This is a genomic window from Flavobacterium aurantiibacter (assembly GCF_002251775.1).
GTDB lineage: Bacteria > Bacteroidota > Bacteroidia > Flavobacteriales > Flavobacteriaceae > Flavobacterium > Flavobacterium aurantiibacter.
In genome coordinates this window covers 1-24295 of record NZ_NOXX01000156.1, presented here as the reverse complement: position 1 = coordinate 24295, position 24295 = coordinate 1, and the positions used below count along the sequence as shown (strand labels likewise).

Genomic DNA, 24295 nt, shown 5'->3' with positions numbered 1-24295 from the left:
CTGGAAATTAATTTAATACAATTTTTGTCGTGTACTTAGAATTTTGGTTTATCTTTTATTACGGAAATCGAATTGCTAGGATTCCCCAAGATAACAAGAGCAGATGAATTAAAGCTTAAAAGTCTTGTAAATGATTGTTTTTACATTGATTATAGCTCAAAGATCAAGGATGAAACAATAAATTTAAAACGATTATACAATCTTAAAACTTGCAGACGCAATTATTGCTGCGAGTTCAGTTATTTATGAAGTCCCTCTAGTAACTGTGGATAAAGCTTTTAGTAAGATAAATGAAGTGGATTTGATTTTAATAGCGTTTTAGAATAGCATTGGTGTAAATATCTATTATTAACGCTTTCTTGCGTGAGTGATTGTACCGGAAATCCTGCTTTTTGTATGGGATTTAGGAAGGGCAAAAAGCAGATTGTAGGGGAAAGCACGACGGCAAAGTAGCTGATTTTCCATTGAACGTTTTGCTTTGCCGGCACGCCCAAATAAAAAGAAATCGAAAAGGAAAAACATAAAAAAAGTCGCAAGTACTGCGACTTTCATTTTTTTATAGCTGAAGCTTATTTAATGAATTCAATCTTTTGAACTTCTTCGGCGTTAACGCTATCGAAGAAACCTTGATCGCTCATCCATTCATCGCTGAACACTTTGCTCATGTAACGCGATCCGTGATCTGGGAAAATTACAACTACATTACTGTTTTCGTTGAATTCGCCTTCTTCGGCATATTGTTTAACGGCTTGCATCACGGCGCCGCTGGTATAGCCAACAAACAAACCTTCTTGCTTGGCGATTTCACGGGTCATGTGTGCACTTTCCTCATCGGTTACTTTCATGAAATGATCGATAGAATCGAAATCGGTTGCCGTTGGGATTAAGTTTTTACCAAGACCTTCGATGCGGTACGGATAAATTTCGTTTGGATCGAGTTCTTTCGTTTCGTGGTATTTTTTCAGTACCGAGCCAAAAGCGTCGACACCTAAAATGCGGATATTTGGGTTCTTTTCCTTCAAGAATTTAGCAGCTCCGGAGATGGTTCCGCCGGTTCCGCTACAAGCAACGAGATGCGTAATTTTGCCGCTGGTTTGTTCCCAGATTTCAGGGCCAGTAGATTTATAATGCGCATCGATGTTGAGTTGATTGAAGTACTGATTGATATAAATACTTCCTTTGGTTTCTTGGTGTAGGCGTTTAGCGACGTTGTAGTATGAGCGCTCGTCGTCGGCAGATACGTGTGCAGGGCAAACGTAAACTTTGGCGCCGAGGCTTCGCAACATATCTATTTTATCGCGAGACGATTTTGAGGAAACGGCTAGTATACAATTATACCCTTTGATGATGGAAACCATCGCCAAACTAAAGCCTGTATTTCCCGAGGTAGTTTCGATTATCGTATCACCTGGCGAAAGTATTCCTTGTCGTTCGGCTTCTTCGATAATATAAAGGGCGATGCGATCTTTGGTAGAATGACCGGGGTTAAAAGCTTCGACCTTTGCGTAAAAATTACCTGTAAAAGACTTTGTTAATTTATTCAGCTTAATAAGTGGGGTATTTCCTATTAAACTCAATACGTTATCGTAAGCTTTTATGTCTTCTTTCATAAATTATAATTCAAAATAACCGGAAATCATGTCAAAAAACCAGTCTTGAAAACATCTGCAAATGTAGCAAAATTATTTATCCTAATTTCTTATTCCTTCTAAATCTAACAAAAATGCGAATTCTCGAGCAACCTCTTTAAGTGCTTCGTATCTTCCCGAGGCTCCACCGTGTCCTGCATCCATGTTGGTGTAAAAGTATAACTTGTTTTGATTGGTTTTCAATTTTCTTAATTTGGCAACCCATTTCGCTGGTTCAAAGTACTGAACTTGCGAATCGTGAAGCCCGGTTGTAATCAACATATTTGGGTATGCTTTTGCAGAAACATTGTCGTACGGCGAGTACGATTTCATGTAATCGTAGTACTTCTTTTTATTCGGATTTCCCCACTCGTCGTATTCTCCTGTTGTCAATGGTATCGAGTCGTCGAGCATGGTTGTTACCACGTCAACAAAAGGAACTTGTGCGATTACTCCGTTATACAATTCCCCAGCCATATTCACGATTGCTCCCATGAGTAATCCGCCGGCGCTACCACCTTCGGCATAAAGGTGTTGTGGTGAAGTATATTTTTGCGTTATCAAAAAATTACTACACGCGATAAAATCGGTAAAGGTATTTTTCTTCTTGAGTAACTTTCCGTTTTCGTACCATTCTCTCCCTAAATCTTCGCCTCCGCGAATGTGCGCAATGGCGTAGATAAATCCGCGATCGAGTAAACTGAGTCGAACCGTAGAAAAATACGGATCTAACGTAACGCCATACGAGCCGTATGCATAGAGCAAGGTAGGATTAGAGCCGTCTTTTTTCAGATTTTTAGCGTATACCATCGAAATAGGCACCTGAGTTCCGTCGGTTGCGGTAGCCCAAACACGTTCTTCGATGTAGTTGTTTTTATCGAAATTTCCGCCTTGCACTTCTTGCTCTTTAAGCACGGTACTTTGTTTGGTTTCCATGTTAAATTCGATTACCGAAGGCGGTGTAAGCATCGATTGATAACTGTATCGCAGCAACGGCGTATCGAAATCGATGTTTGTTGTCGTGTACGCCGAATAAGTTTCCGATTTGAATGGTAGATAATAATCGGCTTTTTTTGTCTGTCCTAAAACTCGAATTTGCGTTAATCCGTTCGAACGTTCCGAAATTACCAAGAAGTCTTTAAATACATCGATGCCTTCGAGAAGCACGTTATTTCGGTGTGCAATAAATTCTTTCCAATAATTTGAACCGGTTTCATCTACCGAACACATCATCAGTTTAAAGTTGGTTGCTTTATCTTTATTGGTAAGAATATAAAAAATATTGTTAAAATGTGAAATCGAGTATTCGACACCTCGTTTGCGTTTCTGGAAGATTTTGAATTTTCCATCTGGATTATCTGCGCGAAGCAAACGATACTCGGTAGTTAAGGTACTGGAAGAAATGATGTAAATGAACTCTTTAGACTTTGATTTCTCGATACTTACATCGAAAGTTTCGTCTTTTTCTTCGTAAATGAGTGCAGCAGAATCGGTTTGACTCCCGCGCACGTATTTCCAAATTTTATCTGAACGCAAAGTAACGCTGTCTTTGGTCGTGTAGAATAATGTCTTAGAATCGGCCGCCCAGACGACTTCCGGATTTACATTTTTGATTTCGTCGGCTAAAATTTCTCCCGTTTCTAAATTTTTGATGCGGAGTGTGTATATGCGTCGGCCAACCACATCTAAACAAAAAGCCGCGTATTTATTGTCGGGTGAAATACTTACGCCGGATAACGAAAAGTACGAGTACCCTTCGGCCATTTGATTGCAGTCGAACAGAATTTCTTCAGCGGCAGTTAACGATTCTTTTTTACGAGCATAAATCGGATAGTTCTTTCCTTTTTCAGTGCGCGTAATGTAGTAGTAGCCGTTAAATTTGTAGGGAACCGACTGGTCGTCTTCTTTGATGCGCGATTTCATTTCCTCGAAAAGACGTACTTGGAAGTCTTTTGTGTGCGCAGTTTCATTTTCGAAGTACGCGTTTTCTTTATTTAAATAATCGATTACTTCCGGATTTTCTCGGTCGTTTAACCAATAGTACGGGTCGATTCGGACGTCTTTGTGTTTTTCTAATGTAAATGGAATTTCTTTAGCTACAGGCGGTTGACTCATTTTTATGGGTTTGTTTTCTTGTGCAAAATTGGATGTAAAACAGCTTATCAAAAATAAGCAGCTTATCGAAAGTTCTTGTTGCATAGTGTGCGATTAAGACTGCTGCAATTTAGTACATTTGCCCTTTAAAATTAACGATTATGTTTGGCGATTTAATGGGAATGATGGGTAAATTGAAAGAAACCCAAGATCGAATGGAAAAGGCAAAAGCCGATTTAAAATTGTTCGAAGTTTCGGAGGTTGCTGCCGATGGTGCTTTACAAGTAGTAGTTACTGGCGCCGGATCGATTAAAAATATTTCTATTTCAGAGGATCTTTTAGCGGACAAAGAAATTGTAGAAGATTTACTGGTAGTAACTTTAAACAAAGCACTTGCGGTGGCTAAAACACATGAATCTAAAGTATTGGAAGAGGTTGCGAAAGTAGATATGCCGATGCTGCCTGGGATGGACCAGCTGTTTAAGTAAAAAGTACAGTTGCAATGAAAATTTAATAAAGTTTGCTGTATTTTACCCAAAACCAGGTTTTCGATGGACAAACAATAAAGTTGTTTTTTTAGGCTCAGTTGTGGTTTTACCCTTGTTTGCTCATTCGCAAGACTGGGGAAATTACTGCCGTTACATCATGACTTTTGTGATTGTAATTTGGTTTTCTTGGGTTTTATACGTTCTGGTGATGTCGTTTTTCGAAGTCGAGAAGCTCAAAAGTATTTTATCGGGTTTCATAATTTTTGAAAATGATTTTATTGAAGTTGAAGAAGAACGGTACGAACTGGAATCCATAAAACGAATAGAGTTATAGGTCTGCGATTATCATGGAAAATTAATGAATGATGATCGACATATTCTTAATCCTAAACTTTCAACAGGCACGGCAAATACGCTAAAATTAGTTTTCCATTCGGGTGACTTTCTTCAGAAAAATTTTGAAATCATCGCGCAATACGACATGTATTCAATTAAATACACGTTGATTCATTATTATTTATTGAAAAAAATATCTTTCACCGATTTAGCTCTGGCACTTGAAGATACGAGCGACTATGACCAGCAAGAACTTCGCAAAGAAATTGAGCGCGTGAGTCGATTACAAAACAAGACTTAAGAAATTTTGTTCGCGCTCAAAACAAAAAAGCCCCGAACAAATTCGAGGCATTTCTGAAAAAAAAATCTAAAATCTAAAAACTCCAAAATTATTTATCGATCGAGCCGAGTACTCGACTCATGAAGCTATTTAAAGCTTCTTTGCGATCAACGCCGGATTTAACCAATGCATCTACTTCTAAAGCGCCGTACATATTGGAAATCAGTTCTCCAATTACATCGAGTTCTTCGTCTTTTAAACTCGGAACTTCTGTTAGGTTCTCCAAAACTTCGATTGCTTCTACGACGTAATCGCGATCGTTATCTTCAATAAATTGTGTCAGGTGTTTTATGACGGGTAGTTTCATGAGGCAACCGAAATTTCATTAACTAAGTTCGTCAATCCTTCTACTTTATTGGTTTGAATCTGATCGACCAATTTACCATCTACGAAAGTGGCAAAAGTGGGCAAATTAGAAACGTTTGCTAGTTTTCGACTTTCGGGAAACTTCTCGGCATCCACGATCGCAAAAACTTTGTCGGTGTGCTGTTCCGACATCACTTTGAACTTCGGTTTCATGATGCGACAGTTTCCGCACCAGCTCGCCGAGTATTGCACAACTACTTTCGCATTTTGTGCAACAAGTTCGGATAAATTATCTGCTGTTAATTCTACTAACATGATTAGTGACTTAAATATGACGCAACGCCTTCACGAGTCGCGTGCATCGCTTCTTTGCCTTCTTCCCAGTTTGCCGGACAAACTTCTCCGAATTTTTGTACATGCGCGTAAGCGTCGATTAAACGTAAATACTCTTTAACATTTCTTCCTACAGGCATATCGTTAACCGATTCGTGGAATACTTTTCCAGTTTCGTCGATCAAGTAAGTTGCACGGAACGTTACGTTTGAACCTTCAATGATTACTGAATCAACTTCTTCGTTGTATTCGCTAGATTCGATATCGAGAATACCTAAAATACTTGATAAGTTGCGCGCAGTGTCGGCCAAAATTGGATAAGTAACTCCTTCGATACCGCCGTTTTCTTTTGAAGTATTTAACCACGCAAAGTGAACCTCGTTGGTATCACACGACGCACCAATTACAGTAGTGTTGCGCGACTCAAATTCTTGCAAAGCAGCTTGAAACGCATGTAATTCAGTAGGACATACAAATGTAAAATCCTTTGGATACCAGAATAACAATACTTTCTTGTTGTTGTTTACCGCTTCTTCGAAAACGTTGATCTTCATGTTATCACCCATGAAAGAGATCGCATCAACTGCTAAACTTGGAAATTTTTTACCTACTAATGACATATAAATGATGGTTTAATTTTCTAGGGCAAAAGTACGGCGTTTATTGCTTTTCGATATAGATGTTTATGATATAAAATTATGTAGCTATAAGGTTTAGCTATAAACTTGACTGCGACGCCTTCAACAGCTACCAAAATTTTTAAAACAAATACTTCACAAATGAAACATGATTTTAGGTAAAACGTGCAACGATATCAACGCTTTAAAATGAGGTAGTTAAGAATACAAACAGGTATTTAAATCACATAATCAATTGGTTACAGGTTTAACGCGCGCTTCCAAAAATTATCTGACAAACAGAGGTATTTAGCTATATTTGTTTTCTAACCGTAAACCAAAATCGATGTCTTTTAAGTCTTTATTTCGAAAGAAACCGCTCGCAGCAGCACAAGATAATACCGACGATTCGCACCACAGCGGCTTAAATCGCGTTTTAACTGTTAAAGACTTAACCTTCTTCGGAATCGCAGCCATTATAGGCGGTGGAACCTTTAGCGCCATTGGAAATGCGTGCTTTAGCGGTGGTCCAGGTGTTGTTTTGCTGTACGTTATTTGCGCTATTGCCTGTGGCTTTACAGCGATGTGCTACGCGGAATTTGCGAGTCGAGTTCCCGTGTCTGGATCGGCATATACTTACGCGTACGTATCTTTTGGAGAACTTTTCGCGTGGATTATCGGCTGGGCTTTACTGATGGAATATTCCATTGGTAATATTTATATCGCATTTTCGTGGAGCGGATACTTCACTAATTTATTGAGTAGTTTCGGACTTCATATTCCAGAATACTTAACCATAAATTACCATGCCGCACATTTAGCATTCACCGAAAATAAAGTAGGTGAGGGGCTTACCGCATGGAACACCGCGCCCGTTATCGGTGGCCTGCGCATCATTTTCGACTTACCTGCTGTAGTTATTAATGTTATTATAACGGCTTTGGTATATATTGGCACTAAAGAATCAAAGAACTTCAGCAATTTGATGGTATACATTAAGTTGGCCATAATTGTTTTGGTAATTATCGTAGGCGCTTGGTATATCGACATCGACAATTGGACGCCTTTTATGCCTAACGGTTTTGGTGGCGTTATGGCTGGCGTTTCGGCAGTTTTCTTTGCCTATATTGGCTTTGATGCCGTTTCGACTTTAGCTGAAGAAAGTAAGAATCCGCAACGCGATTTACCGCGCGGTATGATTTATTCGCTGGTGGCATGCACCATTATTTACATCATTTTGGCATTGGTTATTACTGGGATGGTAAGCTACACCCAACTTGGTGTGAGCGATCCACTCGCCGAAATTTTCGCACTCAAAGGCGTTAAATGGATGTTATTTATCGTTTCAATTGCCGCAGTAGTTGCGATGACAAGCGTAATGCTTGTATTCCAAATGGGGCAACCGCGCATTTGGATGACGATGTCGCGCGATGGCCTGATGCCGAAAAAATTTGCCGAAGTACATCCCAAACATAAAACACCGGGATTTGCGACATTAATTACTGGTTTGGTGGTAGGAGTTCCAATTTTCTTTACCGACGAGAATTTTGTACTCGATTTCACCAGTATCGGAACTTTGTTTGCGTTCGTACTTGTGTGCGGCGGCGTATTAATGCTTTCGCCACAAAGCAAAGAAGAACTCGAAGCACGTGCCGGAAAATTCAAAATTCCATACATCAACTCCAAGTACATTTACCCGATTTTTATGATCGCTGTGCTAATCGGATTGCAGCTGCTACTTCCCGATTTTTACGCCGATACGTTTAATCTAGCAGAAGCAGCCGATACGAAAATTCCGATGTTAGTTTTCTTGCTATTCACGGTTGTAATGATGCCTATTGCCTTTACCAAAAATTTATCCTTGATTCCGCTACTTGGCTTACTTTCATGTTGTTATCTGCTTACAGGTATGTCGGCAACAAATTGGACCTGGTTTGGAATTTGGTTATTAATCGGATTGGTGATTTATTTCCTTTACGGATACAGAAAAAGCAACTTATCAAAATCGTAGGTATGATTTATTCATATACAAAACCTAAGCACGGCATTACAAACGTACTAGCAATTTTATTATTCGTTAACTTTTTTCTGCGCATAAGCGAAGATTTTAGTTGGAGATCTATTTTGTATTTTGCAATTGCCGTGGTCTTACTTACTTCCGAAGGTGTTCAACTCGATGTGGTTAAAAAGCGCTATCGCAAAACTATTGCCATTTCAAACTTTCATTTCGGAAAGTGGCATTCTTTAGTAAACGTAGAAAAAGTGATTATCGAATCGGCTAAAAATTTGGCAAACCGCGGCGAACATAAAGTTAACGATTTGTTAGTGCAAGTATCTTTCGACAATCAAATTTTACGAGTATATTCCACCGTAAATCACAGCTATGCACACAATACTGCGGCCGAAATTTCGACCGCGCTAAACGTAAGTATAGTTGATAAAACCACTGAAAATGTCATTTGAAAAAGGTTCGAAATCAGTTCTTAACGCTTGGGCATTTTACGATTGGGCAAATTCGGTATATGCGCTAGTTATTACCTCATCGATTTTTCCGCTCTTTTACGGAGCGTTGTTTCGACTTGCCCACAAAGACGGCATCGAAGTAGGCGGAGAAGTTATTAAGTCGGAATCGATTATCTCGTACGTTACCGCTGTTGGATTTTTGATTGTAGCTTTTATTTCACCGATTTTGTCGGGAATCGCCGATTATCTCGGAAATAAGAAATTCTTTCTAAAACTGTTTTGTGGCATCGGTTCAGTTTCGTGTATGCTACTCTATTTTTTTTCGCTCGAGCATGCCTTCCTCGGACTTTTAACCTATATGTTTGCACTCATTGGCTATTGGGGAAGTTTAGTTTTTTACAACTCGTATCTGCCCGACATCGCACTCGAATCGCAGCAAGATAAAATTAGTGCTAAAGGTTATTCTTTAGGTTACATAGGAAGTGTTATCTTGTTGCTAATCAATTTATTCATGGTTCTCAAGTACGACATTTTCGGCTTTGAAAATGAACTAGCTGCTATGCGCGTATCGTTCTTATTGGTTGGTTTTTGGTGGCTCGGATTTGCTCAAGTTGCTTACCGCAAACTACCCGATTTTTCTAATAAGAAAAAACTTATCAAATCAGTAGTTTTTTCCGGTTTTAAAGAACTCCGGAAAGTGTGGCAACAATTGCAAACCAAACACAAACTCAAAAAGTATTTGCTTGCTTTCTTCGTCTATTCTATGGGTGTTCAAACGGTTATGATTGCTGCGGCCTATTTCGGAGAAAAGGAAATCGATTGGGGATCAGATAGCAAGCGTACATTCGGTTTAATCACTACAATTCTTCTCATTCAATTAATTGCAGTTGCCGGAGCGGTCCTCACCGCACGTGCTTCCAAGAAATTCGGTAATATTCCGACGCTTATCGGCATAAACGTTTTTTGGTTGGTGCTCTGCAGCGCCGTTTATTTCGTAAAAACACCAAACGAGTTTTACATTGTTGCCGCTTTCGTTGGCTTGGTTATGGGCGGAATCCAATCCCTTTCACGGTCAACCTATTCTAAATTACTTCCTCAAACCGAAGATACTACGTCCTACTTTAGCTTCTACGACGTAGCCGAGAAAATAGGCATTGTAATTGGTATGTTTATGTACGGTTTTGTTGCCGATCAAACCGGCCGCGTACAAAACGCAATCTTATTTTTAATTGTCTTTTTCCTCATCGGAATCGTAATTTTAACATTCGCGAACCGAGAAAAAAGAACAATTTAATTCCTTAATATTGCGTTATTATTTTATAGCACAATTTTATGAAAAAGCTTTTGCTTATCACTTTCACCCTCGTCGCTCTGCTCGGATGTGAAACCGAACCTATCGATCCCGCAATTCTCGATAATCTAACACAACAGTCGTTCCAAGTAAACGTTGATGGCGAGTTATTCACATCCAGTGATGCTACCGCAGTCATCTCAAACGGCCAGATTGCAATTTTCGCAGGTTCTGATACTTCCGATGCTACTATTTCCATAAATGTTGCATCTACACAAACAGGCTCATTTACTAACGAAGTTTTCGCTACGTACGCACCAACAAACGATGTCGCGTTTGTCTTCACCAATATAGAGCAAACACCAAACGGACCCCAACCAAACGGTGTTTTTAAGATTCTTAGCATCAATCAAAACACACAGATGATTAGCGGAACTTTCGAATTTATCGCTCACTCGAACGATGTCGACAATCCGGGCGACGAGTTCCAACCTAAATCATTAACCTCTGGAGTATTCAATATTCCTTACACTACAGGCAGCAATGGGCCAAGCAGCGGAACCTTTTCTGCAAAATTAGATGGCTCGCTTTTTACGGCTTCAAGCATCATTGCAACCTTAGAAAACGGCTTATCATCCACTGTACCCAAGCGTTTGCGCATTATTGGCATGGGCGATAACAAATCAATGGCATTAGATTTCGATGACAACGCAAGTTCATTTACCTTCCCAATATCGGGCATCGAAGCTTCTATCTTGTACACACCATTAATCACGAGCCCCAGCGGAGTTTTCAGTAGTATAAATCCATTTAATCCTTCGGCTGTTGTGGGCAACATAACGATCTCGTCACACGATGTCGTCGCAAATAAAATTTCGGGTACGTTCCAAATTAAACTCTTTAAAATGGATCTTACCGGAGCCATAGTCGGTTCCATGGACGTTACCGAAGGCGTCTTCAACAACGTCACTTACATCGATAATACCGATTAATTTTTGGCAGCTATTCCGGCTTTACACTACAAAGCCGCAGCAAAAACGCTTGTTTTGCCCCGTGCAGCACCAGGCTTCCTTCGGTCGCCACTGCCTTCGGCAAAACAGGCGTTTTGGCTTTACGGGTTTTTCGCTTCAATCCGGGCTGGGCAGTCGTTTCCAAAAAATCGTCGTAAATTGGCACAATCATTGCCCTTTTCGCACTGAAAACATCGATAGATATTCGATAGTTAACACTAAATCAATATTATAAGCCTCCGATTGTTTATTTCGAATTTTCGTTCCATAACAATCGCTGACAAAATGACGTTATTTTTATATGCCAAATCACAAAATCCTAAGTATTGACAATTTGTCACTGAGCGATCTCGATTCGCAATCCGAATTGATTCCGCTGCTTTCTCCCGAAGATGAAGAAGAAATGTCCAGAGAAGTACTTCCGGCCGAAGTTCCTATTCTTCCTTTGCGAAACACCGTATTGTTTCCCGGCGTAGTTATTCCTATTACCGCCGGACGCGATAAATCCATAAAACTCATCAACGACGCAAATGCTAACGGAAAAGTTATAGGTGTTGTTAGTCAAATTAACGAAGACGACGACGATCCGGCGCCAGCCGACATTCATAAAATTGGAACTGTAGCCCGAATTTTGCGCGTTTTACGTATGCCCGATGGAAACGTAACTGTAATTCTGCAAGGAAAAAAGCGCTTTGAAATCGATGCCATTACACAGGATAATCCGTACATGATGGCAACCATCAAAGAGTATCCAGAAACCAAACCCAAAAAAGGCGATAAGGAATTCTCGGCGTTAATCGATTCGTTGCGGGAATTAGCTACGCAAATCATACTCGAAAGTCCGAGCATTCCAACCGAAGCTACTTTCGCGATAAAAAATATCGAATCGCAATCGTTCTTGGTCAATTTCATTTCGTCAAACATGAACCTGACCGTCAAAGAAAAGCAACAACTTTTGGTTATAAACGACCTCAAAGAACGCGCTTTCGAAACGCTACGTTTCCTAAATCTCGAGTACCAACGTCTTGAACTTCGAAACGATATTCAAAGCAAAGTGCGTTCCGACATGGATCAGCAACAGCGCGAGTACTTTCTGCATCAGCAACTCAAAACCATACAGGAAGAATTGGGCGGAGGTGCACACGACAAAGAAATCGAAGAAATGCGCAACAAAGCGCGTGAGAAAAAGTGGGACGAGAAAACGGCTACACATTTCGAAAAAGAGCTTAACCGTCTGCAACGCATGAATCCGCAATCGCCTGATTTTGGTATTCAACGAAACTACCTCGAATTATTGATCGAATTGCCTTGGAACGAATTTTCTCAAGATAAATTCGACCTACACGCAGCGCAGAAAATTCTCGATAAAGAACATTTTGGTTTGGAAGACGTTAAAAAGCGCGTCATCGAACATCTCGCAGTTTTGAAATTGCGCAACGATATGAAATCGCCGATACTTTGTTTAACTGGACCTCCAGGTGTTGGGAAAACCTCGATCGGAAAGTCGATTGCTCAAGCGCTTGGACGGCAATACGTGCGCATTTCGTTAGGTGGTTTGCGCGACGAAGCTGAAATTCGCGGACATCGAAAAACGTACATTGGCGCAATGCCCGGTCGGATCATTCAAAGTTTGAAAAAGGCGGGAACATCCAACCCCGTATTTGTGCTCGATGAAATCGATAAATTATCGAATAGCCACCAAGGCGACCCATCGTCGGCTTTACTCGAAGTACTCGATCCGGAACAAAACAGTGAGTTTTATGACAATTTTGTTGAATTGGGTTACGACCTATCGAAAGTCATGTTCATTGCCACATCCAACACCTTACAAACCATACAACCCGCCTTGCGCGATCGTATGGAAATCATCAAGATGTCGGGTTACACGATCGAAGAAAAAATCGAAATCGCGAAAAGTCATTTGTTTCCAAAACAATTGGCGGCGCACGGTTTAACGAGTAAACAACTCGCGATTGGCAAAAAACAAATCGAAAAAATTGTAGAAGGCTATACCCGCGAATCGGGCGTGCGTGGCTTGGAAAATAAAATTGCACAGGTAATTCGTTCCGCGGCAAAATCGATCGCTATGGACGAGCCGTACAACCAAAAAATTACCGATGAAGATATTGTAAAAGCACTTGGGGCACCGCGTTTAGAGCGCAGCAAAGCCGAAGATAACGATACTGCAGGTGTGGTAACAGGCTTGGCGTGGACCAGCGTTGGCGGCGATATTCTCTTCATCGAGTCGTTAGTTACAAAAGGAAATGGAAAATTAACGATGACAGGAAATTTGGGTTCGGTGATGAAAGAATCTGCAACAATTGCCTTGGAGTTTATTAAATCAAACGCGCAAATGTTGGGAATCAATCCGGAAGTTTTGTCTCAAAATAACATTCATATTCACGTTCCAGAAGGCGCTACACCTAAAGACGGCCCAAGTGCAGGTATCGCCATGCTGACCTCGATGGTTTCGGTATTTACACAACAAAAAGTGATGAAAAGCCTAGCAATGACTGGCGAAATAACACTTCGTGGAAAAGTGTTGCCTGTTGGAGGTATTAAAGAAAAAATCTTAGCAGCGAAGCGTGCCAACATCAAAGACATTATTCTTTGTATTGATAACAAGCAAGATGTAGATGAGATTAATCAGACGTATTTGGCGGGATTGAATTTTCACTACGTAAAAGAAATGCACGAAGTTGTAGCCTTGGCCGTAACCGACAAGAAGGTTAAAAATCCTAAAAATCTGATTTACAGTTAATCGATTTAGCTTTACGGTTTTCGTTAGCCAAAAATCGGTGAGTTGCAGAAGTAAATTACTTGTAGCTATGTTGACAGATTTGTCGTAACGCTTCGAGCAAAAATAATATCTTCGCAAATTCGTTATACTAAGTATAGCAACCAGCGAATTCGTTGCTGTATCTGCTGTTTCGATGGCTTGAACTTTTACTATGACTAAAAACGCTTGCTTATTTTTTCTGCTTTTTCAAGCTGTAGCTTTCGGACAAATAGGAGGGCGAGCGGTCTATCAGTTTTTAGGATTAACGACATCCGCACGACAATCGGCTTTGGGCGGAAAAGTAATTACCATTCGCGACCAAGACGTAAATTCAGCACATTTTAACCCCGCAGTAATTAATGAAGAAATGGACCAACGTTTGGCCATGAACTACGGTAATTTATTTGGAGAAGTGGCATACGGAACGGCAGCTTATGCCTATACATACGACCGTCATGTGCAAACTTTCCATGCAGGAATGAATTACATCAACTACGGCAATTTTGAAGGTTACGACGAGAATGGCGTGAGAACAGCCGATTTTACCGGTAGTGAAGCTTCGCTCAGTTTTGGTTATGCTTACAATGTTCCGTTTACCGAACTGTATATTGGTGCCAATGCTAAGCTCATAACATCAACTTTAGAATCGTACAACAGTATTGGCGGCGCTGTAGATATTGGAGCGATTTATATCGATGAAGATAACGACATAAATTACGCTCTGGTATTACGAAATATGGGAACGCAATTTACTACATATGCCGGCGAACGCGAGCCGCTTCCATTTGAAATTATTGCTGGAATTTCGCAAGAACTAGAAAATGTTCCCATTCGTTGGCACTTAACGCTCGAAAACTTACAACAGTGGCAGGTGGCTTTTTCGAATCCGGCTCGGGCTGAAGGCAATCTCGATGGCGGAAGTACACCCGAGAAAGTCTCATTTTTTAACAACGCACTGCGTCACGTGATTTTGGGAGCAGAACTTTTTCCTCAGAAAGGTTTTAACATACGCTTAGGGTATAATTTTCGAAGAGCAGAAGAACTACGATTGCTGGAACAACGCAATTTCTCTGGACTTTCAGTTGGATTTGGCTTGCGAATGGGGCGCTTAAAAATCGATTATTCCTACGCGCGCTATACTTTGGCAGCAAACAGTTCTCTTTTTGGCTTAACAATTAATCTCGGAGAAGAATTCTGATGAAAAAGAAAATCATTATTGCAATCGACGGACATTCCTCAACGGGAAAAAGTACCATGGCAAAACAACTTGCCAAAGAATTAGGTTACGTATATGTTGATACAGGCGCCATGTATCGCGCGGTTGCATTATTTGCGATGAAACAAGGTTTTATCAAGTCTGATTTTTTCGACAAACAAGCTTTGATAAATTCCTTAGATCAGCTTTCGTTAAGCTTTATCTTTAATGAAACGCGCGGATTTGCTGAAATGTATCTGAATAACGAGAATGTCGAAGACCAAATTCGCACACTCGAAGTAAGTGCACAAGTGAGTGTGGTAGCAGCCGTTTCGGAAGTACGCCGATTACTCGTTGCCCAACAGCAAAAAATGGGCGAAGAGAAAGGGATTGTCATGGATGGCCGGGACATTGGAACGGTGGTATTTCCGAATGCAGAGTTGAAGCTATTCGTAACAGCCTCGGCGGAAATTCGTGCAAAACGCCGCTACGACGAACTACTGGCAAAAGGAGAAATAGTAAGCTACGACGAGATTTTTCAAAATGTAGTCGAGCGCGACCGTATCGACAGCAGTAGAAGTGATTCGCCTTTAGTTAAAGCTGCTGATGCGATAGAGATTGATAATTCAAATCTATCGCGAGAACAACAATTTGAACTTATTCTTAAACTCGCCCACGAACGTATTGGCTAGTATTCCGTACGAATTTGTGATAGTTACTTTTCGAGCTTAGCCCAAACAAAATTTGGGTGATGTTTATCTCGTCGTACCATTTTTACCCACAAAAGAGTTAGGTGTTCAAGATGTAGAGCTTGATCGATATTTCCTGTGTCGAAAGCTTCGAAGCCAAGATCCGTGCATAATTCGGTTACTTTTTGTTTGGCAGTTTTATCATTGCCAGCTAACAGCATTACGGGCTTTACATTATAGTTCGAGTACGTACTGTTGGCAAAGTTTTCAAATCCGTAAATGGTAAATGCCTTAACTACTTGTGCAGTAGGTGCCCATTGCTGTACTTTTTCGCCTCCAGATATTTCGCTTTGTAAGCCGTGGGTGATTCCGGGTCCGACTGGGTTTGTGCAATCGATTAAGGTTTTTCCGGCAAAGTGTACATTTTTTAGTATTTCTTGGTTTGCAGAAAACGGCGTTGCCAAGAATACGACTTCCGCATAATTAATTGCATTTTGGATTTCCATAACAGATAACTGCGGGTTATTGTCAACGGCTTTTTGTACCGAATCTGTTATCTCATTTGCAGCAATAACAACATCATGTCCCGCGTTTTGCAACCGGTTAGCTAATGCAAAGCCCACATTTCCGATTCCGATAAAGGCTAATTTCATTTTTAATTAGTTTGTTGATTTTGATTGATTAAGAAGTTCTACAACTAGCATTGCAGCTGCTGCACCGCTGTTTTGCTGCTGACCCGTGATTAGATTTCCGTCGGCGATGGCGTACGAACTGAATGGCGCGGCCACTTTAAACGTAGTTTCAGCTATTTTTCGAGCTTCGGTTTCAATGCGATAAGGTTGAATTTTCATTCCAACTGCTTGATCTGCATAATCCTCTTCTGCATCAGCAAATCCAGTCCACGATTTCCCCGTAACTAATAAATCGCCATTCGATTTTCGAGCTTCAAGTGGTAGTGTAGTTGCATGACAAACGGCCGCTGCTGGTTTTCCACTTTCGTAGAAGGCAACAAACAGTTTTTCTAAATCGCGGTTAGCTCGAAAAGTGTACATAGGACCTTGGCCGCCAACAAGAAAAATGCCGTCGTAATCGCTGGGATTAACTTCGGTGATTGATTTGGTGTTAGTAAGCAGAGCGCTGAATGTTTCTTTTTGTAGAAAGCCTAACGTGATTATATCGTGTGCTGCATATCCACTGGCGTCGGTAGGGTTGGAGTAAGTATCCATTTCTAGGAATCCGCCTTTTGTTGAAGCTAATTCGATTTCGTAACCAGCTTCCTGAAATACGTGTAAAGGATGCGTTAATTCGGCGGCCCAAAACCCGATGGGCCAACCTGTTTGTTCGCTAATTGATGGCGAGCTCGCAACCATGAGAATTTTACCTTGGGATGGTGCACCGTGATAATGCAAGTATTTATATACTTCTTTTTGAAATTTCATATGATATTTTTATTGTGATTGTACAAAACAAAGTTAGAGTCTATTTATATCATTAGTAACGACTACGTATATTTGTAAGTAACTAACAAAGATGTAAGTATGCCCGATTTTATCAAAGACAATCACTTGTTTCACAATCCGGTGGAGTTTGCACTGAGTAAAATAGGAGGAACCTATAAAATGCCCATTTTATGGCGGTTAAAAGACAAAAAGTGGCGTTTTAGCGAGTTGCAGCGCAGTTTGGCACATACCTCCGATCGGATGCTTTCTAAAGCGTTGAAGGAGTTACTGGCCGACGGATTTATTACAAAAGAAGTTTTTGCCGAAGTGCCGCCTCGTGTAGAGTATTCGATTACAGAACGGGGATTAAAGTCGGTCGCAATTATTGATTCTTTACGTCAATATGGATTTGAATTGATGCGCGAGTACGATATAAATCAGCAATAAACATTTTTAGAGCACAATTGCGGTAACGATTGCCCGCGCTAAGGATTGCAGTGGAAACCCCGTGCAGTTTGTTGGCTGTGAGCGGCAGTTGGGAGTGGCGATTGAAATGAGCCATTGCCAACGCTCCGCAAACGACAACAAACAAGCGGGTTGTAACTTAAAGCCTGACCCGAGGGATGGGTTGCTGGGGTCGGGGAGCGCCCAAAACTAAGAAAGAGAAGTATTTTTTAAATTTCTTGAAGTTGGGATTTAATCAAATTAGCGTGGTTTGACTTACGGCGTAAACTTGCTCGTTTTATTGGTTTTGGAATGAGCCCAAAGAAAATTACGACAATGGCAGCAACAATTTAAATCATTTTTTGGAATGGTACAGCAAAATGGTACTGGGAAGAAAAGCTATATGTATGTATTCGATGACAAATCTTGTATTCAATAAATGGCTGTGATTTTTTTGGAAGTTAGATTTACGCTTGATACTTTATTGAGCAGAAGACAAATACCTGCATCGTAGATTTTTCTAAGAAATAGTTTATGAGAAGTCGTATTTTTGATAAGGAGGTTTTATACGAATTGTGAATTTCTATCCCAGATTAAAGCATAAAACTGATAGAAGTGTTGTAAACAGTCCCATCAGCTTTAGTTTAAAACAGAGAAGTAGTTTGTCTTATCCCATGGAATGAAAACCAATTTTGTTTCCTTCTGAGTCGATAAAAAGTGCAATAAAGCCGTTGCCACCTATGGCAGTTTTCGGCAAAATTACTTTTCCTCCGGCACTTTCTACTCTGTTTAACGGGATAGAAAGGTCATTTCCGCCATCAAGGTAAATAGTTGTCCCTGTTGTGGAAGGAACAAAATTTTCTCCGATACCGATTACTCCGCCAAATCCGCCTGTTTGAGGATCAGCGGGCAGATAGGCGTATTGCCTGTTCGGGTCGTCGTGAATTTGCACGTCTAGAACTTTTGCATAAAAAGTTTTTGCTCTTTCGAAGTCTGTTGCTGGGATTTCAAACCAATTTAATGTAGTTACCATATTTATTAAGATTAAGTTGTTTTACTTTAGTTTTTTAGGGAATAAGAACAATTTTTCCGGTCGTTTTTCTGTTTTCTAACTTATGATGCGCTTCGGCAGCATCTTTTAAAGAAAAGGATTGTCCGATGTGTACTTTTAGTTTTCCAGCAGCCGTTTGGGAAAACAGATAGTGGTAGGCTTCCTGCATTAAATCGGATTTCGAAAAGTAGCTAGCTAAACCAAAACCGAGCAGCGATTGATTGTGATTGACCAGCGTAAAGGCTTCAACGGCTGTAGATCCACCGCTTGGATTTCCGAAATTTATCAGCTTGCCAAAAGGCGCTAGACAAGAAACGCTTGCACGCAAAATTTCGCCTCCTATTGAATCGATTATTAAATCAACTCCGGATCCAGTGGTTGCTTCAAGTACTTTTTTCGGCCAGTTATCTTCTGTATAATTTATCAGTACGTTGGCTCCCAATGATTTGGCTAAAGCTAATTTTTCAGCCGTACTTGCGGTTGCAATTATTTTGCTTGCACCCATTTCTTTTGCAATTTGTACCAGTAGTGTTCCTACGCCACCGGCCGCGGCATGAATAAGTACGGTTTGTCCGGCTTGTAATTTCGCTCTGTTTTTCAACATTAAAAACGCGGTTAATCCTTGAACTTGTAATGCCAAAGACTCTTGTGGAGATATACTAGGTGGAATTACAGCTGCTAAATAAGAAGCGGTAACGGCATATTCCGCGTAACCACCGCCGTCCGGAAGCATAGCTACCACGCGATCACCGAGAGAAATATTTTCGACGTTGGTTCCGACTTCGGTAACGATACCTGCCACTTCAAAACCCGGTAAATAAGGTAAAGGAACAGGAAATACATATTGATTTCTTCTTTGCATGGCGTCGGAGAAATTCACTCCCGCGGCTTCTACTTTAATGACTATTTGTCCGTCGCCAGCAGCGGGCTTATGTACGTCTTGGAGGACTAATTGTTCAGGCGCTCCAAATTCATTTACGATTATTTGTTTCACGGTTTTGTTTTGATTTCAATTAGTTTGCAACCACTTCGTAAGTGGCGTTTATGTTTCCTTGTGTTGCTTTGGAATAGGAACAAATTGATTTCGCAGTTTCTACCAGTCTTTTTGCCGTATTGTAATCCACGTCGTCAATTTTTACGAGCAATTGTGCACCGAGATCAAAATTTCCGTTCTCCTGTAAAACCGCAATTTTTGCAGTTACATGAACTGAACCAATTTGAACTTTTTCTATTCCCGCGGCAACGCTAACGCTAGTGCCAAAACAAGCCGACCAAGCCGCGGCGAAAAGTTGTTCTGGATTGGTGGCATCGCCAGTTCCTCCCATTTCTTTGGGAAATCGGATGTCGAGATCCAATAAACCATCGGATGATTTGGCGTGACCGTTTCTACCTGCTGAGGTTGTTACGGCTGTTTCGTAAATTGTTTGTTTTTTCAATGTATTTCAATTTATATTTGTATTTCAAAATTAGATACCTAAATTAATTTATACAAGTACTGTTTTATTTAGTACATACAATTAAAAACAATACTAATGTTGAAAATCAGTTATTTATGAATGAAAGAAATTTTGTTTTTGATGAAAAAAGCTGTCCGGTTACTGCAACGATGCATGTTATAGGAGGAAAGTGGAAGCCGATTTTGATTAATGCTATTTATCAAACTTCTCCGGCTCGTTTTGGTGAGTTAAAACGATCGGTAAAAGGAATTACGCAATCGATGCTAACCTCTCAATTAAGAGAATTGGAAGACGACGGTATCATACACCGAAAAGTTTATGCCGAAGTTCCACCGAAAGTAGAGTACACAATTACCGAGTTTGGGTTTACGTTGGCTCCCATATTACAGTCGATGGGTGAGTGGGGAAAAACATATCGTTTGGAGCAGGATAACAAATCAGATAAGTAGGCTTTGTCCAAATTACCTGAGTTTTTTTTGACTTACTTCTTTAAATACTTGATTATCAAAATTTATTACCAACGTTTTTAAAAAACGTTAATCTATTCACAATTTGGTAAAACTGTAAAGTACCTGACATTTGACCTTTTTACGTCGCTATAAATTTGTTTCATTAAAATTTATAAACGATGAAAAAAATCAATGTTCAACTAAGCCTTGCTTTATTGCTAATTATTGGATCATTAACGACTTTCTCGACTTTAGGCGGCGTTGTTCATGAGCCTGTCACTACTACCGTAAAATCGGTTTCGTATTCTTTTATAAAAGATACGATTAGTAAGCCGTATAATCCATACTACTCCAATACAAGTACCAAGAAACTACGTGTTTCTAATGAAGAATGGAAGCGGGTACTACCTGCTGATTTGTATGCTGTTTCTCGATTGGCCGATACAGAACGACCTTTTACTGGAAAATACTGGGAAACAGATGTTAAGGGCACGTACTATTGTGCAGCCTGTGGCTTTGAGTTGTTTCGCTCGGGTGCAAAATTCTCGAGTCAGTGCGGCTGGCCAAGTTTTTTCGAACAGGCCAATTCTAAGAGCATAGTTTTCAGGAACGACCATTCGTACGGTATGCAGCGTATTGAAGCGCTATGCGGACGCTGCGACGGCCATTTGGGACACCTTTTCGACGACGGTCCGGAACCTACTGGCAAACGCTACTGCATGAACTCGATTGCGCTCGATTTTATTCCTGATTCTAAAAAATAATTAGAATGGATAATTCGATTTACAAAACCGTGCTCGTAGCAATGGTGATTGTCATGTTTCTGGTTTTATGCGGCTTTTCTTTAAAAGAATACCGTCAAAATCAAAACGAAAAAAAAGCTGAACCGGGATTTGCAGTCTTGGAACTTTTTACATCGCAAGGTTGTAGTAGCTGTCCGCCAGCCGACGAAGTTTTGGCAACATATGCTTCTTTAAAAAATCCAAAAATCATCCCTTTAGCGTTTCACGTCGATTATTGGAATTACATCGGTTGGAAAGATCCGTTTAGTAAAGCTCAGTTTTCAAATCGGCAGCATAATTACGAGCGACTGCTTCATGTCCCCAGCAATTACACGCCGCAGCTAATTATTAATGGTACGCATGAATTAGTTGGCAGCAACAAAAATGCGATTAAAATTCTAGTTGATCAGCAGTTAAAAGTACCTAGCAAGAACGAGATACGAATTACAAAAGCAGTTTTAGTTAACAACCAATTAAAAATCGATTTTGCTACTGACGCTCTGGCAAACACGGTGGTAAATTTGGCTGTGGTGAAGAAGAAATCGGTAACCAATATAAAACGGGGCGAAAACTTAGGTTTACAACAAACCAACTTCAATATTGTTTTTGATTTTATAACCGTACCAAATGATGTAAATGCTAAGCGTGAGGTTACGTTTAACTTTAATCCGCAGTGGTCATCGACCGACTTTACCGTAGTAGCTTACCTTCAAAAATCGGATACTGGCGCCATTCTTACCGCATCTCAAGCCGAAATATTCACTAAAAATTAATCAATATGAAAAAAATCATAACAGCTATTTGTTTGATAGCGCAGTTAGGAGCATTTGCTCAACAGAAGAAAAACAATGAAAATCTGGAGACGATTACGCTCGGTGGCGGCTGCTATTGGTGTGTCGAGGCAATTTATGAAGATTTAAATGGCGTTAAGTCGGTCGTTTCGGGTTTTGCCGGTGGGAAAGGTGTGAATCCGAGTTACGAAGAAGTTTCATCTGGCAGAACCGGATATGCAGAAGTTGTGCAAATCACTTACGATAAAACAGTTACCAATCTTGAAGAGATTTTGCAAGTATTTTTTGAAGTTCACGATCCAACAACACTTAATCGGCAAGGAGCTGATGTAGGCACACAATATCGTTCGGCAATTTTCTACAAGGATGCTGCGCAAAAAGCGACGGCGAAAAATATAATTGCGGCTTTAACAAAAGCCAAAGTGTTTGATGATCCGATTGTTACAAGCGTCGAGCCCTTAGCACAGTTTTACAAAGCCGACGATTATCATCAGAATTATTACAAGAACAACAAAAGCAACCGATACTGTCAATTGGTTATTCAACCTAAAGTAGAAAAGTTTCAGAAAGTTTTTAAATCGAAATTAAAAAAACAAGGATAATTATGAATTTAGTAAACACAAAAGTACACGGCATTATAGACTATTTGTTTGTTGGAATCTTATGGATAGCACCCTTTGTACTCGGATTAGAAGAAAAAGCTGCCATAGCTTCCGCCAGTTTAGGAGGCATTCATTTACTCGTTACCGCTTTAACGAACTTTGAACTGGGTCTGCTTCGTTTTATACCAATAAAAATACACAGCTTAATCGAATTAATTGTTCCGTTCGTTCTCGTTGGGTTTGCTGTTTTTCTAGGAGAAGTTGAAAGCGATTTTTCTCGTAATTATTTTCTTAGCGTCGCTTTTTTAGTATTGCTAACTTGGTGGATTACGGACTATTCGACATACATCGATTACGACAATTTATAAGTAATTGAGGCGAAATGTCGGCTACTTGACAAAAGCACTCTCAGCTTTACAATAGTTTTACAATTGTTAAAATTAACAAGCAAGTAGTATAATCCTAAAAACCAAACAAAATGAGATCTTCACTAATTCATAAAAAAATTCTAATCACGGCAGGTCCAACTCGAGAATACCTAGATCCGGTACGTTATATTACCAATGAATCGAGCGGAAAAATGGGCTATGCACTCGCAGAAACACTTCATGAATTAGGCGCCGATGTTGTACTCATTAGCGGTCCGGTTTGCCTAAACAGTTCTTTTCCCGAAGAGAATATCACTTTTGTTAAAACGGCAAATGAAATGTATCATGCTTGTTTGAAACACTTTTCGAGCTGCGATATTGCCATTTTTGCCGCCGCTGTTGCCGATTATAGTCCGAAATTGACTTCTGAAGAAAAAATTAAAAAAATTGACGAGGCGTGCTTTTTAGAGTTGAAGAAGAATGTTGATATAGCTTTTGAATTTGGGAAAGTAAAAACACGGTTTCAACAGTCTGTTGGCTTTGCTCTTGAAACTAACGATGTATTAACCAATTCAAAATTTAAATTAGAAAAGAAGAACTTTGATTTGATTGTGATCAACTCTCCAACGCATAATCAAGGATTCGGACACGACACGAATAAAGTTTCGATTTTGAGTAAGGAATTGTATTTGGATCATTTTCCGCTCAAATCTAAAAAAGAAGTTGCAGTCGATATCGTTCAAGCCATCGAGGAGTATTCAATCTTGAATGAAGCTACCCAGAAATCGCTTTACAACGTAATCGATTATCCAAAAACAGTTTAAAGATTTTTGTAATTGAAAACATCAAACGTGCAAAAGGTAACAAAATTTCATCTTGAAGGATTAAAGGAAGTATTAGATTCTAGTGCGTTATTTCCGTCGGAATATCTTGATGATATGATTTCCGATTATTTCATTAATCCCGATTCCGAAGATATTTGGTTCACCTACATGCTTAACGACAGGCCAATTGCACTTGGCTATTGCGTACCTGAAAAGTTCACCAACGGAACTTTTAATCTGTACGCCATTGCGGTACACGGTGCATATCAAGGAAAAGGAATTGGTAAAGAAATGATGCTGTACATCGAGAAGTTACTAACGCAAGCCGGTAAGAGAGTTTTACTTGTTGAGACTTCTAGCCAGCCGAGATACGACAATACGCGAGCATTTTATCATAAAATTGGTTATACAGCACAGGCGGTGTTGCCACATTTTTGGGATGAAGGCGACGATAAAGTTATTTTTTATAAGAAGTTACTAAGTACACGACAAAAATTGTATTAAATTAATTTCCAGCTT

30 protein-coding genes are annotated in these 24295 nt (G+C 40.1%); 18 read left to right on the top strand and 12 right to left on the bottom strand.

Going from position 1 to position 24295, the window contains the following annotated elements; all coding sequences use genetic code 11:
* Positions 1 to 348 precede the first annotated feature (348 nt).
* From CHX27_RS15325 to CHX27_RS03915, 3 genes are all read right to left on the bottom strand, one after another.
* Positions 349 to 552, bottom strand: coding sequence for a hypothetical protein (locus CHX27_RS15325; RefSeq protein WP_133063410.1), 204 nt, complete (start codon positions 550 to 552; stop codon positions 349 to 351).
* A gap of 17 nt (positions 553 to 569) precedes the next feature.
* Positions 570 to 1610: a PLP-dependent cysteine synthase family protein gene (locus CHX27_RS03920; RefSeq protein ID WP_094485462.1), complete on the bottom strand. Its 1041-nt coding sequence runs from the start codon at positions 1608 to 1610 to the stop codon at positions 570 to 572.
* 81 nt (positions 1611 to 1691) lie between these two features.
* Positions 1692 to 3743: a S9 family peptidase gene (locus CHX27_RS03915; protein WP_094485461.1), complete on the bottom strand. Its 2052-nt coding sequence runs from the start codon at positions 3741 to 3743 to the stop codon at positions 1692 to 1694.
* Between the two features lie 140 nt (positions 3744 to 3883).
* Here CHX27_RS03915 and CHX27_RS03910 point away from each other — a divergent pair, with 140 nt between their 5' ends.
* The 3 genes from CHX27_RS03910 (at position 3884) to CHX27_RS03905 (ending at position 4847) form a co-directional block, all read left to right on the top strand.
* A complete protein-coding gene (locus tag CHX27_RS03910) occupies positions 3884 to 4210 on the top strand; it encodes a YbaB/EbfC family nucleoid-associated protein (protein WP_094485460.1) in 327 nt (108 codons plus the stop codon).
* A 157-nt stretch (positions 4211 to 4367) separates the two neighbouring features.
* Positions 4368 to 4544 (top strand): hypothetical protein, encoded by a 177-nt coding sequence (locus tag CHX27_RS15490; RefSeq protein WP_165764428.1) that lies wholly within the window; start codon positions 4368 to 4370, stop codon positions 4542 to 4544.
* 24 nt (positions 4545 to 4568) lie between these two features.
* Complete coding sequence (locus CHX27_RS03905; protein ID WP_094485459.1) at positions 4569 to 4847, top strand: hypothetical protein; 279 nt, start codon at positions 4569 to 4571, stop codon at positions 4845 to 4847.
* An 88-nt stretch (positions 4848 to 4935) separates the two neighbouring features.
* On the opposite strand, the gene CHX27_RS03900 is transcribed toward CHX27_RS03905, so the two are convergent.
* The 3 genes from CHX27_RS03900 to CHX27_RS03890 are packed head-to-tail and all read right to left on the bottom strand — an operon-like array spanning position 4936 to position 6145.
* Entirely contained in the window at positions 4936 to 5193 is a 258-nt protein-coding gene (locus CHX27_RS03900; RefSeq protein ID WP_094485458.1) for a DUF6952 family protein, read from the bottom strand.
* Positions 5190 to 5507, bottom strand: a complete 318-nt coding sequence (locus tag CHX27_RS03895; RefSeq protein ID WP_094485457.1) for a thioredoxin family protein — start codon at positions 5505 to 5507, stop codon at positions 5190 to 5192. Before CHX27_RS03895 ends, CHX27_RS03900 begins: the two co-directional genes overlap by 4 nt.
* A gap of 2 nt (positions 5508 to 5509) precedes the next feature.
* Positions 5510 to 6145: a peroxiredoxin gene (locus CHX27_RS03890; RefSeq protein WP_094485456.1), complete on the bottom strand. Its 636-nt coding sequence runs from the start codon at positions 6143 to 6145 to the stop codon at positions 5510 to 5512.
* A 343-nt stretch (positions 6146 to 6488) separates the two neighbouring features.
* On the opposite strand from CHX27_RS03890, the gene CHX27_RS03885 reads away from it, so the two are divergent.
* The 4 genes from CHX27_RS03885 to CHX27_RS03870 are packed head-to-tail and all read left to right on the top strand — an operon-like array spanning position 6489 to position 10888.
* Positions 6489 to 8153, top strand: a complete 1665-nt coding sequence (locus tag CHX27_RS03885) for an amino acid permease (RefSeq protein ID WP_094485455.1) — start codon at positions 6489 to 6491, stop codon at positions 8151 to 8153.
* Between the two features lie 2 nt (positions 8154 to 8155).
* Entirely contained in the window at positions 8156 to 8605 is a 450-nt protein-coding gene (locus tag CHX27_RS03880) for a hypothetical protein (RefSeq protein WP_094485454.1), read from the top strand.
* Positions 8595 to 9899, top strand: a complete 1305-nt coding sequence (locus CHX27_RS03875) for an MFS transporter (protein WP_094485453.1) — start codon at positions 8595 to 8597, stop codon at positions 9897 to 9899. Before CHX27_RS03880 ends, CHX27_RS03875 begins: the two co-directional genes overlap by 11 nt.
* A gap of 38 nt (positions 9900 to 9937) precedes the next feature.
* Positions 9938 to 10888, top strand: coding sequence for a DUF6252 family protein (locus CHX27_RS03870; RefSeq protein WP_094485452.1), 951 nt, complete (start codon positions 9938 to 9940; stop codon positions 10886 to 10888).
* A gap of 10 nt (positions 10889 to 10898) precedes the next feature.
* Here the strand turns inward: CHX27_RS03870 and CHX27_RS03865 are convergent, their stop codons facing one another.
* A complete protein-coding gene (locus CHX27_RS03865) occupies positions 10899 to 11078 on the bottom strand; it encodes a hypothetical protein (protein WP_094485451.1) in 180 nt (59 codons plus the stop codon).
* Between the two features lie 129 nt (positions 11079 to 11207).
* Here CHX27_RS03865 and lon point away from each other — a divergent pair, with 129 nt between their 5' ends.
* The 3 genes from lon (at position 11208) to cmk (ending at position 15572) form a co-directional block, all read left to right on the top strand.
* The gene (gene lon / locus CHX27_RS03860; RefSeq protein WP_094485450.1) at positions 11208 to 13667 is read left to right on the top strand and encodes an endopeptidase La; all 2460 of its coding nucleotides are present in this window, start codon (positions 11208 to 11210) and stop codon (positions 13665 to 13667) included.
* Between the two features lie 190 nt (positions 13668 to 13857).
* Positions 13858 to 14883, top strand: coding sequence for a type IX secretion system protein PorQ (porQ, locus tag CHX27_RS03855; RefSeq protein ID WP_094485449.1), 1026 nt, complete (start codon positions 13858 to 13860; stop codon positions 14881 to 14883).
* Complete coding sequence (gene cmk / locus CHX27_RS03850; protein ID WP_094485448.1) at positions 14883 to 15572, top strand: (d)CMP kinase; 690 nt, start codon at positions 14883 to 14885, stop codon at positions 15570 to 15572. The genes porQ and cmk overlap by 1 nt, the downstream gene beginning before the upstream one ends.
* A gap of 23 nt (positions 15573 to 15595) precedes the next feature.
* Here the strand turns inward: cmk and CHX27_RS03845 are convergent, their stop codons facing one another.
* On the bottom strand, positions 15596 to 16222 hold the full coding sequence (locus tag CHX27_RS03845) for an NADPH-dependent F420 reductase (RefSeq protein ID WP_094485447.1): 627 nt from the start codon (positions 16220 to 16222) through the stop codon (positions 15596 to 15598).
* A gap of 6 nt (positions 16223 to 16228) precedes the next feature.
* Positions 16229 to 17008: a type 1 glutamine amidotransferase domain-containing protein gene (locus CHX27_RS03840; protein ID WP_094485446.1), complete on the bottom strand. Its 780-nt coding sequence runs from the start codon at positions 17006 to 17008 to the stop codon at positions 16229 to 16231.
* 99 nt (positions 17009 to 17107) lie between these two features.
* Between CHX27_RS03840 and CHX27_RS03835 the strand changes: the two genes are divergently transcribed.
* Positions 17108 to 17455, top strand: a complete 348-nt coding sequence (locus CHX27_RS03835; protein WP_094485445.1) for a winged helix-turn-helix transcriptional regulator — start codon at positions 17108 to 17110, stop codon at positions 17453 to 17455.
* 664 nt (positions 17456 to 18119) lie between these two features.
* Here CHX27_RS03835 and CHX27_RS03830 read toward each other — a convergent pair.
* From CHX27_RS03830 to CHX27_RS03820, 3 genes are read right to left on the bottom strand one after another with little or no spacing between them, the layout of a single operon-like run.
* Positions 18120 to 18485 (bottom strand): VOC family protein, encoded by a 366-nt coding sequence (locus CHX27_RS03830; protein WP_094485444.1) that lies wholly within the window; start codon positions 18483 to 18485, stop codon positions 18120 to 18122.
* Positions 18486 to 18519: 34 nt separating this feature from the next.
* The gene (locus CHX27_RS03825; protein WP_094485443.1) at positions 18520 to 19497 is read right to left on the bottom strand and encodes a quinone oxidoreductase family protein; all 978 of its coding nucleotides are present in this window, start codon (positions 19495 to 19497) and stop codon (positions 18520 to 18522) included.
* Positions 19498 to 19516: 19 nt separating this feature from the next.
* The gene (locus CHX27_RS03820; protein ID WP_165764427.1) at positions 19517 to 19939 is read right to left on the bottom strand and encodes an Ohr family peroxiredoxin; all 423 of its coding nucleotides are present in this window, start codon (positions 19937 to 19939) and stop codon (positions 19517 to 19519) included.
* Between the two features lie 116 nt (positions 19940 to 20055).
* Between CHX27_RS03820 and CHX27_RS03815 the strand changes: the two genes are divergently transcribed.
* The 7 genes from CHX27_RS03815 (at position 20056) to CHX27_RS03785 (ending at position 24280) form a co-directional block, all read left to right on the top strand.
* Positions 20056 to 20409 (top strand): winged helix-turn-helix transcriptional regulator, encoded by a 354-nt coding sequence (locus tag CHX27_RS03815; RefSeq protein WP_165764426.1) that lies wholly within the window; start codon positions 20056 to 20058, stop codon positions 20407 to 20409.
* Between the two features lie 179 nt (positions 20410 to 20588).
* Positions 20589 to 21173, top strand: a complete 585-nt coding sequence (msrB, locus tag CHX27_RS03810) for a peptide-methionine (R)-S-oxide reductase MsrB (RefSeq protein ID WP_094485441.1) — start codon at positions 20589 to 20591, stop codon at positions 21171 to 21173.
* A 5-nt stretch (positions 21174 to 21178) separates the two neighbouring features.
* Positions 21179 to 21964, top strand: a complete 786-nt coding sequence (locus CHX27_RS03805) for a DUF1223 domain-containing protein (RefSeq protein ID WP_094485440.1) — start codon at positions 21179 to 21181, stop codon at positions 21962 to 21964.
* A gap of 5 nt (positions 21965 to 21969) precedes the next feature.
* Positions 21970 to 22584 carry a peptide-methionine (S)-S-oxide reductase MsrA gene (gene msrA, locus CHX27_RS03800; protein WP_094485439.1) on the top strand — a complete coding sequence of 205 codons (615 nt, stop codon included), beginning with the start codon at positions 21970 to 21972 and terminating at the stop codon, positions 22582 to 22584.
* A 2-nt stretch (positions 22585 to 22586) separates the two neighbouring features.
* Entirely contained in the window at positions 22587 to 22952 is a 366-nt protein-coding gene (locus CHX27_RS03795) for a hypothetical protein (protein WP_094485438.1), read from the top strand.
* Positions 22953 to 23062: 110 nt separating this feature from the next.
* Positions 23063 to 23776, top strand: coding sequence for a phosphopantothenoylcysteine decarboxylase domain-containing protein (locus CHX27_RS03790; RefSeq protein ID WP_094485437.1), 714 nt, complete (start codon positions 23063 to 23065; stop codon positions 23774 to 23776).
* Between the two features lie 27 nt (positions 23777 to 23803).
* A complete protein-coding gene (locus tag CHX27_RS03785) occupies positions 23804 to 24280 on the top strand; it encodes a GNAT family N-acetyltransferase (protein WP_165764425.1) in 477 nt (158 codons plus the stop codon).
* The last annotated feature ends 15 nt before the right edge of the window (positions 24281 to 24295 follow it).